Source organism: Actinomadura sp. NPDC000929 (genome assembly GCF_040492065.1).
GTDB classification, from domain to species: domain Bacteria; phylum Actinomycetota; class Actinomycetes; order Streptosporangiales; family Streptosporangiaceae; genus Spirillospora; species Spirillospora verrucosospora.
In genome coordinates this window covers 88,272-101,216 of record NZ_JBEUPA010000008.1, presented here as the reverse complement: position 1 = coordinate 101,216, position 12,945 = coordinate 88,272, and the positions used below count along the sequence as shown (strand labels likewise).

Annotated in this window: 13 protein-coding genes; 1 reads left to right on the top strand and 12 read right to left on the bottom strand. The window is 72.8% G+C overall.

Annotated features, from left to right (window positions below):
* Positions 1–63: 63 nt before the first annotated feature.
* The 6 genes from ABWI04_RS05335 to ABWI04_RS05310 all read right to left on the bottom strand — a co-directional run bounded on the left by ABWI04_RS05335 (position 64) and on the right by ABWI04_RS05310 (position 6,375).
* Positions 64–1,857 carry an ABC transporter permease gene (locus ABWI04_RS05335; protein WP_353831628.1) on the bottom strand — a complete coding sequence of 598 codons (1,794 nt, stop codon included), beginning with the start codon at positions 1,855–1,857 and terminating at the stop codon, positions 64–66.
* 5 nt (positions 1,858–1,862) lie between these two features.
* Positions 1,863–2,600 (bottom strand): ABC transporter ATP-binding protein, encoded by a 738-nt coding sequence (locus tag ABWI04_RS05330; protein WP_345171533.1) that lies wholly within the window; start codon positions 2,598–2,600, stop codon positions 1,863–1,865.
* Positions 2,597–3,130 carry a PadR family transcriptional regulator gene (locus tag ABWI04_RS05325; protein ID WP_345171531.1) on the bottom strand — a complete coding sequence of 178 codons (534 nt, stop codon included), beginning with the start codon at positions 3,128–3,130 and terminating at the stop codon, positions 2,597–2,599. Before ABWI04_RS05325 ends, ABWI04_RS05330 begins: the two co-directional genes overlap by 4 nt.
* 87 nt (positions 3,131–3,217) lie before the next feature.
* Positions 3,218–3,922, bottom strand: a complete 705-nt coding sequence (locus ABWI04_RS05320) for a M15 family metallopeptidase (protein ID WP_353831627.1) — start codon at positions 3,920–3,922, stop codon at positions 3,218–3,220.
* A gap of 55 nt (positions 3,923–3,977) precedes the next feature.
* On the bottom strand, positions 3,978–5,003 hold the full coding sequence (locus ABWI04_RS05315) for a hypothetical protein (protein ID WP_345171527.1): 1,026 nt from the start codon (positions 5,001–5,003) through the stop codon (positions 3,978–3,980).
* A gap of 157 nt (positions 5,004–5,160) precedes the next feature.
* Positions 5,161–6,375, bottom strand: coding sequence for a cytochrome P450 family protein (locus ABWI04_RS05310; RefSeq protein ID WP_353831626.1), 1,215 nt, complete (start codon positions 6,373–6,375; stop codon positions 5,161–5,163).
* Positions 6,376–6,596: 221 nt separating this feature from the next.
* Between ABWI04_RS05310 and ABWI04_RS05305 the strand changes: the two genes are divergently transcribed.
* Positions 6,597–7,556 (top strand): AraC family transcriptional regulator, encoded by a 960-nt coding sequence (locus ABWI04_RS05305; protein WP_345171524.1) that lies wholly within the window; start codon positions 6,597–6,599, stop codon positions 7,554–7,556.
* Here ABWI04_RS05305 and ABWI04_RS05300 read toward each other — a convergent pair.
* From ABWI04_RS05300 to ABWI04_RS05275, 6 genes are all read right to left on the bottom strand, one after another.
* Positions 7,472–8,203: a response regulator gene (locus ABWI04_RS05300; protein ID WP_345171523.1), complete on the bottom strand. Its 732-nt coding sequence runs from the start codon at positions 8,201–8,203 to the stop codon at positions 7,472–7,474. The genes ABWI04_RS05305 and ABWI04_RS05300 overlap by 85 nt on opposite strands.
* On the bottom strand, positions 8,200–9,405 hold the full coding sequence (locus ABWI04_RS05295) for a sensor histidine kinase (protein ID WP_353831625.1): 1,206 nt from the start codon (positions 9,403–9,405) through the stop codon (positions 8,200–8,202). The genes ABWI04_RS05300 and ABWI04_RS05295 overlap by 4 nt, the downstream gene beginning before the upstream one ends.
* Positions 9,406–9,421: 16 nt before the next feature.
* Positions 9,422–10,054, bottom strand: a complete 633-nt coding sequence (locus ABWI04_RS05290) for a hypothetical protein (RefSeq protein ID WP_345171519.1) — start codon at positions 10,052–10,054, stop codon at positions 9,422–9,424.
* A gap of 235 nt (positions 10,055–10,289) precedes the next feature.
* Positions 10,290–10,949: a response regulator gene (locus ABWI04_RS05285; protein WP_345171517.1), complete on the bottom strand. Its 660-nt coding sequence runs from the start codon at positions 10,947–10,949 to the stop codon at positions 10,290–10,292.
* Complete coding sequence (locus ABWI04_RS05280) at positions 10,946–12,100, bottom strand: sensor histidine kinase (protein ID WP_353831624.1); 1,155 nt, start codon at positions 12,098–12,100, stop codon at positions 10,946–10,948. Before ABWI04_RS05280 ends, ABWI04_RS05285 begins: the two co-directional genes overlap by 4 nt.
* Positions 12,097–12,930 carry a CPBP family intramembrane glutamic endopeptidase gene (locus tag ABWI04_RS05275; RefSeq protein WP_345171513.1) on the bottom strand — a complete coding sequence of 278 codons (834 nt, stop codon included), beginning with the start codon at positions 12,928–12,930 and terminating at the stop codon, positions 12,097–12,099. The genes ABWI04_RS05280 and ABWI04_RS05275 overlap by 4 nt, the downstream gene beginning before the upstream one ends.
* Between the last annotated feature and the right edge of the window lie 15 nt (positions 12,931–12,945).

Genomic DNA, 12,945 nt, shown 5'->3' with positions numbered 1-12,945 from the left:
TGGCCCACTGGCCCCGTGCCGTGCTCGGGACGCAGTTGCGGCATAGGCGGAACGTGCCGAGGGTCATGTCGTTTCGGGGTTGAGGGTTCTCGCTATCGATCGCCGGGCCGCGATGCGGGCGGGGACGGCCGTCAGCGCGGCCGTCGCGGGGAGGGCGGCGAGCGCGGCGGTGAGCAGCGACCACGTGGGCGGCCAGACCGTGTTCGGGGCGCTGAAGGGCAGGCACAGCAGGAGGCCCAGAAGGATGCCCGCTAGGGCACCGGGCAAGGTCGGCAGCAGCTGCGCGGTGGACAGTCCGGCGGTGATCTGCCCGGGCGTGGCGCCGAGGGTGCGCGCGACGGCCATGGTGTGCCTGGCTTCCTGCGCCGTGGTCCAGGTGATGGTGACGGCGTTGACGGCGGCGAGGACGATCAGCGCGGCGGTGACCCCCAGGATCACGTGGTGCTCCTGGGCGTTCCGCAGATCGTTCGCCATGGAGGAGCCCGGGTGGTCCTTCGCGGGCTGGGCGTAGATCACCAGCAGGCCCGTGATCATGACCAGGGTGGCCGCGGTGCTGCAGGCATGCAGGACGGCGCGGCGCGGGCGGCGGGCGACCAGGCGCAGCCCGAGCAGGAGCGGGGTCGGCAGCAGCGCGGACACCCTGGTCAGCAGGCCCCGGTGCCGGGGCGGGCGGGCGCTGTCGGCGAGTGCGGCGACGGTCTCGGTGCGCAGGGCCCGCACGGTCGGACCGAGGGTGGTGAGACCCGCCACGGCCAGGGCGACGATGGTCGTGAGCGCGATGGTGTCACCGGCCGGCCCGGTGGCGGCGGTGAGCAGGCTGGCGCTGGGATTGACGATGGCGGGCTCGATCAGCCGTGCGACGACCAGGCCCAGGACGTCGGCGAGGAGCGCCAGGGACAGGTACTCGGCGAACAGGACGGCGGCGATGAGGCCGGGTGTGGCGCCGACCGCCTTGAGCAGCCCGACGCGGCGGATCTGTTCGGCGGCGCGTCCCGCGGCCAGCGTGGCCACGCCGCCGATGGCCAGGAAGCTGAGCAGCCAGCTCCCGATGACCAGGATCGGCTGGCTGTCCCGCAGCATGACCGAGTCCTGCTCGGCTATGTGCTGCCAGGCCCTGATGTTCACCAAGGTGTCGGTGGGCGCCGGACCTACGGCGGGGTCGTGCCTGGTGAACGTCCAGGCCGAGCCGGGATCCCGCAGCCTCAGGTTGATGAGGGAGGTCACCGGCACCTCGGGCGACGCCAGGGGACGGGCGTCCCGTTCGGTCATCCAGACCAGACCGCCGCCGTCGCTCGGCCCCCCGCCCGGACCGATCCCCGGCGCCCACGGGTACACCGCGTGGGACGCGGTCACGGCGATCCCGACGATGGGCAGCGAGCGGCCGGCGACGGTGGCGTCGTCACCCACGCGGACGCCCAGAGCGGTGGCGAAGCCGCGTTCGACGACGACGCCGCCGGGACGGACCCAACCGCCCGATGTCACCAGCGGACGGTCGATCGGGCCCGGCGTCGGATCCGCGACCTGCACCACCGCGGCTCCCGTGGAGCCGTGCGCCGTGAGCTTCGTGTAGTACTCGCGGTACGGCCCGCTGTGCGCGACCACGCCGGGCGCGTCCTCCAACGACTTCAGGGCGTCGATGGTGGTCGGGCTGGTGTCCGGTGAATACGCGACCACGTCCGGTCCGGCCGTGGCCGCCCGTGTCTGCCGGTAGAGGGTCTCCGTTGCGCCGTCCACCGATCGGCCCAGGCTCAGCGCGGCGGTGGCGGCGATGATCGAGACGAGGAGGATCGCGGCCTGCGCGGGATTGCGGCGGACGTCGGCCACGACGAGGCGGACGACGAGGAGGATGCGCCCCACGGCGTTCAGTCCCCCAGTTCGATCAGCCCGCCGAGGCGCCCGCCGCGCCCCGCCAGCCGGGTGTCGTCGACGAACGTCCCGTCCCGCATCGAGATGAGCCGGTCCGCGGTGGCCGCGACCCGCTCGTCGTGCGTGACGATCACCAGCGTCTGGCCCGCGGCGCGCAGGTCGTCGAACAGCCTCAGCACGTCGAGCGTCGCCGTGGTGTCCAGGTTCCCGGTCGGCTCGTCGGCCAGCAGGACCAGCGGGTCGTTCGCCAACGCGCGGGCGATGGCCACCCGCTGGCGCTGCCCGCCCGACAGCTGCCAGGGCAGATGCCGGGCGCGGTCTGCGAGCCCCATCTGCTCCAGCAGGGCGGCCGCGCGGCGCCGGGCCGCGCGCGGCGAGTGCCCGGCCAGGAGTGCGGGCAGCTCCACGTTCTCCGCCGCGGACAGCTCCTCCACCAGGTGGAAGGCCTGGAAGACGAAGCCCACCGACCGGCGCCGCAGCCGGGCCAGGGCCCGCTCGCTCAGCACGTCGATCCGCCGCCCGGCCAGCCACGCCTCCCCGCGGGTCGGCCGCTCCAGGCCGCCCAGAATGTGCAGGAGTGTGGACTTCCCGCAGCCACTCGGCCCCGTCACCGCCAGCGCCTGCCCCGCCGGGACGTCCAGGTCGACTTCATCGACAGCCCGGACAAGGCCCGGCCCCTGTCCGTGCTCCTTGCTGAGGCCGCGGACCCGCACCACGGCGCCGCACTCGTTCATGCATCCCCGGATTCGTTCTCGGTTCTCGACCAGACGCGCTCGCAGGCCGCCAGCCAGCGCAGGTCCGCCTGCAACCGCAGCGCGACCCCCTCCAGGAGCAGGCCGGAGGTCGAGCCGTCCGGCTCGGCCAGCGCCGCGCGCTGCACGTCGCCCAGGCGCCGCAGCAGCTCGCGGCGATGGGCGTCCACCAGCTCCACCGGATCGGCGAGCCGCGCCGCCGCGGCGGCGGCGAGCTTGAGATGGAACTCGGCGAGATTCGGCTTGGGCCAGCTCACCTCGGCCACCCAGGCGGCCACGCGCCGCTGCCCGTCCGGCGTCAGCGCGTAGATCTTGCGGTCCGGTCGGTCCGGCGCCCCGCCGGTCCGTTCGCAGACGACCAGTCCCGCCTTCTCCAGCCGTGCCAGGGTCACGTAGATCTGGCCCGCGTTCATCGACTCGCCGAGCGGTCCGAGCGCGCGCCGCAGCCGTTCGCGCAGGCGGTACCCGTGCGACGGTTCCTTCGCGAGCAGCGCCAGCACCGCGTCCTGCATGCATCACCCCTAACGGCTAGCCAATAGATAGCGGTTATTCGTTGCGGACGTCAACCGGGAGCGCGCCTGTGGAAGCAACCTCGGTCGCTACCGGGTCCGCGGGTCCTGGGTGGGGTCGGCGTACATCCGCGGGCACCCGCGCTCGGCCGCATCGGCGCGCAGTTCGTAGTGCCAGGGTTCGTTGGCGTAGACCTGGCACAGTCCATACTGCGCCCCGTGTCTCGACAGCCATTTCGCGGCGTCGGACCGCCCGATGTCGACGGCCTTTCCTTTCACGTGAAGCGATTTCGCCGCGGTGGCCACCCAGCGGGCGGCCGCCTCCTCGGATCCGTATTTGGAGACCGCTTCGCGGAGAAGTCGATTCTGGTACGCCGGGGAGCGCCAGCCGCTGTTGACGTAGAACGTGGTCCTCTCGCCCGCCGCGTCCGTCGCGGCCCGCCGAAGGGCCTTGAGGAGATCTGGATCGAGGTTGGTCACGGCCGGGAACGCGTCGTTGAAGACCGTCACGCCGTCCGGGACGACGCCGTCGGCCTCGCCGATCGCCCCTGGGAGTCCGCGGCGCGCGGGCATCTTGCCGGGCGTGGTTCTCCGGTCGTCGCGATGGCCGTCCGGGGAGGGGGCGGCGGACGGCGGAAATGACCGGGCAGAGGAGGACGAGGAATTCTGCCACTGATAGGCGAGCGCCGGTGCGATCATGGCTAGGGCGACTGCCAGGGCGATGCCGATGTACCGGAGAAGTGCGCGGGCTTCTTTTCGCGTCGAGAGTGGTAGTGATGGCATTCTGCCAGTCAAGGCAGCGGGGTGTTGCCATGCCGTATGGGGTTTTCGATATGCCGACGATATGCCGTCAGAGGAGGTCGGCCACCGCCGCGTGCAGGTCGAGAAGGGCGGGGATCTGTTCGGACGGACGCCGGCCCATGCCGCATTCGGTGGCGACGCCGAACGTCTTCACCGCCCCGCGCGCCGCGTCGATCCTCGCGCGGGCGCCGTCGAGTCCGTCCGTGGCGTGCACGAGCCCGAGGAACAGGGTGGTCTCCGCCGGCAGCGACAAGCCCGACAGCGGCGCGAAGTACGCCTCATCGGCACGGTCGCGCGGCACCGGCATGTGCACCCAGTCCAAGCGCCGCCCGAGGCCCCCGGCGAGGCCGTCGGCGACGGCCACGAGCTTGGACGTGTCGGCGGGCTCGACGAAATGCTTGTGCTCGAAGTCGCCGTAGCAGAGGTGGTATCCCAGCTCGACCTCTTCCGGCACGGCGTTTCCGAGCCGGACCAGGCGCGTCAGGGTCTCGGCCAGGCGGGACGGATAGTCCGTGCCGTACCAGGCCGGATAGACCCCTTCGAAGACGGCGAACTCGACCGCGGTGTCCCACTGGACGGCCAGGTCCGCGGGCGGGACCACGGCCAGGATCTCCTCCAGTTCGGCCAGCAGCCGGGCCTCGTACGCGGCTTCGAGTTCCGCGTGACGCGCACCGATGAACGCGGCGACCACGGCGATCGGTGTCGGCAGGCTGACCTGGAAACGCACGTCCGGCGCGATGACGCCCTCCGCGCGCAGGCGGGCGAACACCCGCCACGAGTCGAGCGCGGCCGCCGAGTACCCGAGCGGCCCGAAGGCCACCGACGCCGGGTCGACGCCGGGCTTCGGCCGTACGCGCAGGGAGGGCCCGTACTCCGGGCCGGGCGGCGGCACCGTCTCCAGGTCCGGGTGCGCGGAGAGTTTCGCCAGCTGCCAGACGACCCAGTTGTCCCGCTCACCTGGCTCGCCGTCCGGGATCCGCCGCACACGGCCGTTGAGCTTGGTCGCCACCGCGCGGAACACGGTCTCCGAATTGGCCAGCGGCACGCTGCCGCACAGGTGCACGGTCGACTTCACGGATGTCACTCCAGGTTCTCCAAGCTTGAGGTGGTGCGTCCGGGCGGAGCGAACGGAGTCCGCGCCAACGGCGCTCGCGGCGTCTCTCAGGCATCACGAACGCCGCGCGCTCGTTCCCACGGCTCGGCTGCCCCGGTTTCGCGATGGGGCAGAAAGGTCAGCGAGGGCCGGCGCCGAGGTTGATGGGCAGCGACAGCGGGCCCACGGTGAAGAAGGACGGCGAGTAGGGGATGTCGTCCGGGTCGATCGCCAGGGTGAGGTCCGGCAGCCGCCGGTACAGCGAGGCCAGCGCGAGTCTGCTCTCCAGGCGGGCCAGCGGGGCGCCGATGCAGTAGCGGGGGCCATGCCCGAAGCCGAGGCCGTCGCCCTGCTCGCGGTCGATGTCGAACCGGTCCGCGGTCTCTCCGTACCGCTCAGGATCGAGGCCGCTCGCCTGGTACACGACGCCGACCGCGCTGCCCTTGGGGATGGCCACGTCCGCGATCACCACGTCGGTGAGCGTGAAGCGGAAGCTGGTCATCATCACCGAGTGGCGGTACCGCAGGGTCTCCTCGACCACGTCGCCCCAGCGGTCCCCGGCCGCGGCCGACGCCAGCTGGTCGGGATGCGCGGACAGCGCGGCGATGGCGTGCCCCAGCAGGTGGACCGTGGTCTCGTGGCCGGCGACCAGCATCAGCCACAGCACGGCGACCAGTTCGTCGGTGGTGAGCCTGTCGTCCCGGTCACGGGCCTTGACCAGGCCGGAGGTGAGATCGTCGCCAGGGTCCAGCCTCTTGCGCTCCGCCAGTCCGTACAGGTACGCCATGAGCGCCTTCTGGGTCTCGAACGCCTCCTCCGGAGGGGTGGTGTGCGCCAGCAGGGCGGCCGTCCACCCGCGCAGCCGGGCCCGGTCCGGCTCCGGCACGCCGAACAGCTCGCAGATCACCGCCATCGGCAGCGCCTCGGTGAAGGCGGGCACCAGGTCGACGCCGTCCCCGGCCGCCACCACGTCGTCCAGCAGTGAGTCGATGAGCTCCTGGATCCGCGGCTCCATCTCCCGCACCCGGCCGGGGGTGAACGCCTTGCCGACCAGGCCCCGCAGCCGCCGGTGATCGTCACCGTCCTTGGTGGACAGGTGGTCGCCCTGGACGATGGCGCGCAGCGGCCAGTCCTCGGGGATCGATCCGTCGTGCAGGGCCGGCCAGTGCTTGGGGTCGCGCGCGAAGGTCTTGTTGTCCCCGGCGAGGATCTGGCGCGCGGCCCTGTGGGTCAGCGCCAGGTAGGCCGGCACGCCGCCGGGGAACGCCACCTCGACCACAGGCGCGATCTCCCGGAGCCGGATGCAGGTGTCGAGCGGGCTCTCGTCCAGAGCAGGGAACGCGGGCAGGCTCATCGTCAACGGATTCCCTTCGTCTGACACCCGCCGTCAGCGGCCGGGCCCCGAGTATCTCCGGGCGCGGGTCCACCGGACAGATCCGCAGGCGGATCCTGCCTCCAACCAGAAGTCGGACGGCACGAAAACAGAGGTTCGGCGGGCGCCGAGAGGGCTTGACAGCGACCGTGCGGGGACGTTGGGTTACCGGGCATGTGCGGGCTCACAGCGGAGGTAGGCCCATGCAGTTCCACTCCTGGACCACCGACGATACCGACGCCTGGCGCGACCTCAGCGACAGCATCCTGCCGATGGACCACCGCTTCCGGAATCCGGGGAGCTGGCGCGCGGATCTCACCGCCCAGGAGAGCGGCGGCTACCGGCTGCTGCACTGGGACCAACACGGGGACCGGATCGCCGTCCGGACGCCCTCACACGTCCGCAACGTCCCTGGCGACGAGCAGTACTGGATCGTGGTGCCGCGCAGCGGCGTCTACACGGTGAGGCACGGCCAGGAGGAAACGCGGACCCCGCCGGGGCACGCCTCCGTGATGGGCATGGACGAGTCCTGCTGGCTCTCCGTCCCGCAGTCCCGTGCGTACGCGTTCCAGGTCCCGCGCTCCGAACTCGACAACCACATCAGCTCGCCGACACCGCTGCGGCTCGTCCTCGACCTGAACACCGGTCTCGGCCGCATCCTCAGCACCCTGATCGAGAGCACGCACGCCGAACAGGACAACCTGTCCGCCCACGAGTTCCACGCGGTCTGCGATCGGATGACCGAACTGTTCTGCATGATCGCTCTCAGGGACGCGCGCCCGCCGGACGCCCACCTCACCGATGTCGCGCAACTCGTCCGCGAGCACGTGCGGAACCGTCTCGGCACCGGGAAGCTCCCGCTCACCGCCGTGGCCCAGGCGCTCGGCTGGTCGCCACGCCACCTGCGCAACGCCCTCCACCAGACCGGCACCACCTACCGCGACCTGCGCAACGAGGAAACGCTCCGAGCCGCCCGGGACGCCCTCCAGGACCCGGCCCAGAGCGACGTCGGCATCAGCGACATCGCCGCCCGCGCCGGCCTCACGTCCACGTGGTTTTCTTCGGCCTTCAAACGCCGCTACGGCGAAACCCCGCGAGAATTCCGCCGCCGCAGACTCTCCGAGGACTCCGCTCGGCCCGGTACCACCAGGCCCGCCTCATAGGCTGCGATCACCGCCTGGATGCGGTCACGGAGGCCGAGCTTGGCGAGGACGCTGCTGACGTGGGTCTTCACGGTGTGCTCGCTGATGACCATGGTCGCGGCGATCTCCGGATTGGTGAGGCCGCGGGCGAGCAGGCGCAGGGTCTCGGCCTCGCGTGAGGTCAGGGAGTCGAAGCGCGGGTCGGGAAGCGGCGGCACCGCCGCGGACGCGCTGGTGCAGTGGGCGATGAGCCTGCTGGTGACGGACGGCGAGAGGAGGGACTCGCCGCCCGCGACGACCCGGACGGCGTGGGCGAGATCGTCGCGCCGGACGTCCTTGAGGAGGAAGCCGCTCGCACCCGCGCGCAGCGCCTCGAACACGTACGCGTCGAGGTCGAAGGTGGTCAGGATGATCACGCGGGTGGCGGTGCCGGCGCAGACCTCGGCGGTGGCGGTGAGGCCGTCCATGCCCGGCATGCGGATGTCGAGCAGCGCGACGTCCGGGGCGTGGGCGCGTACCGCCGTGATCGCCTCCGAGCCGTCGGCGGCCTCCGCGACAACCTCGATGTCCGGCTGGGCGTCCAGGATCATCGCGAAACCGGCCCGGACCAGTTCCTGGTCGTCGGCGACGACCACGCGCAGCGGCTCCGCCGCCGTACCGCCGCTCACGACGGAGGCAGGAGCGGCAGGCGGGCGCGGACCCGGAAGCCGGGGCCGTCGGTCCGGGGCCCGCATTCGGCGGTTCCGCCGCACGAACGCGCGCGCTCCCGGATGTTGATCAGGCCGTGGCCGCCGGACGGCAGGGAGCGGGCGGGCCGCCGCCCGGCGTCCGCGCCGTCGTCGGTGATGTCGAGCTGCACGATGCCTCGGTCTTCCTGCCAGTGGAGGTGAAGCCGGGCACGGTCGGTGCCCGCATGCCTGACGATATTGGTCAACGCCTCCTGGGCGATGCGGAAGGCGGCGGTCTCCACGTGCGGGGCGAGCGGACGTTGGCCGGCCCCGCCGGGCAGCGGATACCCGACGGTCGGCCCCGAGCCGTCGGTCTGCGCGAACTCGACCGTGAGGCCCGAGCCGGCGGTCAGCACCGGCAGGTCGGCGAGGGTGGGCTGAGGGGCGCGCTCGGGCCCCGGGGCCCGGTCCGGATCGAGCACCTCTAGGATCCCTCTGAGCTGCGCCATCGCGTCGCGTCCCGCACCCGCGATGGCGTCGAAGGCGCGCTCGGCGCGAGCCGGGTCCGTGGCCAGGACGACGGGTCCGGCCTCGGCCTGCACGACCATCAGGCTCACCGCGTGGGACAGGATGTCGTGCATGTCCCGGGCGATCCTGGCACGTTCGGCGAGTGCGGCCTTCTCGGTCTCCGCCTGACGCTCGCGTTCCAGCCGTTCGGCGTGGACCCGGCCGGAGGCGGCCGCCCTGCCCAGCGCGTAGGCGGCGACGCACAGCACGCTCATCCGCAGCCCGGATTCGGAGGACGCGAGGACGAAGCTGCCGAGTACGGTCGTCACGACCACCGTATGACGGACCCACCGCCCCGACCGCTCGGCGACCGAGTGGATCGCTACCAGGGCGGCGTACCAGACCGGCTGGGACGGCACGTGGCTGACATAGTCGTAGCCGCTGGTCGCCGCGAGGCTCACCATCAGTACCGGCACCGGGTGCTTCCGCCGCCAGTACAGCGGCGCCGCCGAGCCCAGTACGACCAGGACGCCCCACCCGCTCCACGGCCCGCCTACGCCGGCCCGCGCGGCGAAGGGCCAGAGCTGGGCGGCGGCCACGAGGACCGCGAGCCCGCCGTCGACGGCGCGTGGGGGCAGGGAGCGAAACCGCCCCCGTACCCGGACCGTCCGCGCGCCCACGTCTCTCCAGGTCACAACTCCTCCGGACGCGTCAGCGCGCACCGGCCACCGCCGGGGACGGCCCCGCGCCGCGGCCGTCCGCCGTCCCGGAGGCGGCCTGCCGCGACTCCATCACCCGCGCGATCTGCGCGAAGGAGACGGACAGTAGCAGCGCCCCGACCGGGATCAGGTCCTTGTCGGCCAGCGGCATCACCAGGTCGGCGAGGACGAGGAGCACCGTCCACGGCTTGATCACCCGGACCGCGGCCAGCCGGACGATGAGGGCGAGCATCCCCACGTAGAAGAGGTACGGGCCGAAGTCGTAGACGACCGGTGCCACGCCGGGCACTTGCGAAACCCGCTCCGTGAACCGGGACATCTCCAGGTGGTTCGCGGACACCGCCCCCGCCACCAGGTCGATCGCGAACTGCACCAGAAGGACGGCCGCTCCGGCAGTCGCCGTCCACCGCGCCCCCGCCGCGACGCGGTCGCCCGATGGGGCGAGTCCCCCGAGCCAGCGGAACACCACCGCGAACAGCACCAGCGCCGAGCAGAACGCCAGATGACCGAGGGTCCAGGCGACGCCGGGGCCTCGCTCGCCGTCCGACCCGTCCGCGATCCGGAACAGGCCGTAGGTGAAGGTGAGCGCGGGCACCGCGAGCATGGCCGCAAGACGGTTCATCATGAATCCCCAACTCCAGAGTGATCGCCGGGGCTTCGGCCTGCCCGGCGGGACGTCACTCATCCTGAGGCGCCCGGTCTTCCGGCGAATCGCCGGAGCGAGCGGTCTTCACCCTCCGTCGAGCGAGGGATCTACCGGTCCTGAACCGGGCGCACCGCCGTCCCGAGCCCACGGCCCGCACCGTCGGCTCCCGAGCCGGCCGCCTGCGCTCCCGCGGCCGAGGGCCGGGACGCCCGGTTCAGGTCACCAGGCCCCGGCGGTAGGCGTAGACGACCGCTTGGACGCGGTCGCGCAGGTCGAGCTTGGTGAGGATGCGGGAGACGTACGTCTTGACGGTCTCCTGGCTGAGCACGAGAGTCGCGGCGATCTCGCTGTTGGACATGCCGTCGGCCATGAGGCGCAGCACCTCCATCTCGCGCGGGGTCAGCGCGCCGTCCGCCGGCGTCTCCTCGGCGGGACGGATCCGCGCCGCGTACCTGCCGACCAGCTGCCGCGTCACCTCGGGGGCCAGCAGCGCGGCGCCGGCGGCGACGGTCCGGATGCCGTGCAGCAACTGCGCCGGCGGGGCGTCCTTGAGCAGGAAGCCGCTCGCCCCCGCGCGCAGCGCCTGGTACACGTACTCGTCCAGGTTGAACGTGGTCACCACGAGCACCTTGACGGGGTCGGTCACCCCGGCGCCTGCCAGCATGCGGGTCGCCTCGATGCCGTCGAGGACCGGCATCCGGACGTCCATCACCACCATGTCCGGGGCGAGCCGGCGGGCGAGGTCGACGGCGGCGCGGCCGTCGCCGCACTCGCCCACCACCTCCAGGTCGGGCTGCGCGTCGATGATGGTCGCGAACCCGGTGCGGATCAGCGCCTGGTCGTCGGCGACCAGGACCCGCACCGGCGCGCTCACGAAGGACTCCCCGAAGGGATGCGGGCCCGCACGACGAAGCCGCCGTCCGGCCGCGGGTCCGCGGTGAAGTCGCCGCCGAGGGCGCCGACCCGGTCACGGAGCCCGGCGAGCCCCCGCCCGCTCCCGCCCGGGGGCGCGGTCGGCGCCCCGGAAGGGCCGGTGCCGACCTCCACGCTGATCTCCTTGTCGCGGTACTGCACCCGGACCACGGTACGGCTGCCCCGGGCGTACTTGAGGGCGTTCGTCAGGGACTCCTGAACGACCCGGTAGGCCACGACCTCGGCGCTGCCGGTCGTCTCCGCCGGCTCGCCCGCCGCGGTGAACTCGATCGGCTGCCCGGCTCGGCGCGTCTGCTCCACGAGCGCGGGGAGCTCCCCGACGGACGGCATCCTCGCGTCCGTCCCGTGGTCGGGGTTGAGCAGGTCGAGCAGGTGCCGCAGGTCGGCGATGGCCCGCCTGCCGGTGTCGCCGACGGCGCTCAGCGTCTCGTCGAGGCGGTCGGGGGCGGCGGTCAGGTACTTCGCCGCCTCCGCCTGGACGACCATCGCCGTCACGTGGTGGGTCACGACGTCGTGGAGCTCGCGGGCGATGCGGGTGCGTTCGGCCGCGCGGGTGGCCTCGGCGACGCGGCGGCGGCGTTCCGACTCGACGGCCCGGGTGGAGCGCAGCCACGCTCCGACGCCCCACGCGAAGACGGCCCCCAGGTAGAACGTGACGAAGCCGTCCAGGCCTTCGGGGGAGCCGATCCGGTCGAGTGCCACCGCCAGCGGCACGTACGCCGCGGAGAGGACGGCCGCGACGGCGTACCGGCGGCGCTCCAGGTGGGCGCCCGCGCTCACCAGCGCGAACGCCAGGGCGCTGCCCGTGAACGAGTGGTAGGCGCGGAGCTGGTCGGCGGCGAACCCGAGCGACACGAGGACGACGCTGAGGGCCGGCCAGCGCCGGCGCACGGCGAGCGGGAGGCAGGTCAGGAGCATCACCGGGACGGCCAGCGCGTCGAACGGGCGGGCCGGGAGATCGCCGACCTGCGTCCCGTGGGCCTGGAGCGCGGGGACGAACGACCCGGCCGCCAGCAGCAGCGGGAACGGGAGGTCCCGCACCGTGACGTCCAGCCGCCGCCACGCCTCCCGGCCCCGCCGGATGTCGATCACTGGGCGAGCGTAGCGGCGGCGGGGGTCCGGGAGGCCCGGTTCCGGCGGACGATGGTGCCGCGCCGGCGTGCCAGCCACATGAACACGATCGTCAGGGCCGCTCCCGCGCCGACCGCGTACAGGCTCGCCTCCGGGCCGAACTCGCCGCCGCTGAGGAGGGTCGGGCCAGAGGTCGCGCCGTCGAGCAGGCCGTCCGGGGCGTCCTTGCCGGAGACGTCGGTGCCGAAGATCCCGGCGCCGGCGAAGTTCCAGGCGAAGTGCAGGCCGATCGGCACCCAGAGGGTGCGGGTGGCCACGTAGGCGGCGGCGAGCATGCCGCCGGCCTCGATGGCGATGGCGAGCGCGCTCCACAGGTCGGCGTTCGGGTTGGGCAGGTGCATCAGGCCGAAAGCGAGGCCGGTCAGCGCCAGCGCCGCCCAGGTGCCGGTGCGCTCCTCGATGATCCGGAACAGGACGCCGCGGAACATCACCTCCTCGGACACCGCCGCGGCGGCCATGAAGCCGAGAAGGGCGACCGGGCCGGTCGCGGAGCCGAACCCGTCGATCCGGTAGTGGCCGAGGAACGCGATGTTCACGATGACGGCGCCGAACATCGCGAAACCGATCAGCATCCCGCGGGTGAGGCCGCCCGCGGCGCCCTTCAGCGCCAGCTCCGCCGGCTCGCGGCGCTCGGTCCGCCGCACCACCCAGCGGTACGTGTACAGGCTGACCAGCGCCGCCGCGGCGCCGAGGACGAGCGTGAGGGCCGGGTTCCACACCACGCCGTTGACGCCCGCGCCGCCGGCGGCGGCGACCACCACGACGACGACGAGCTGCTTCAGCAGTCGCATGCTGACTCCTTCAGG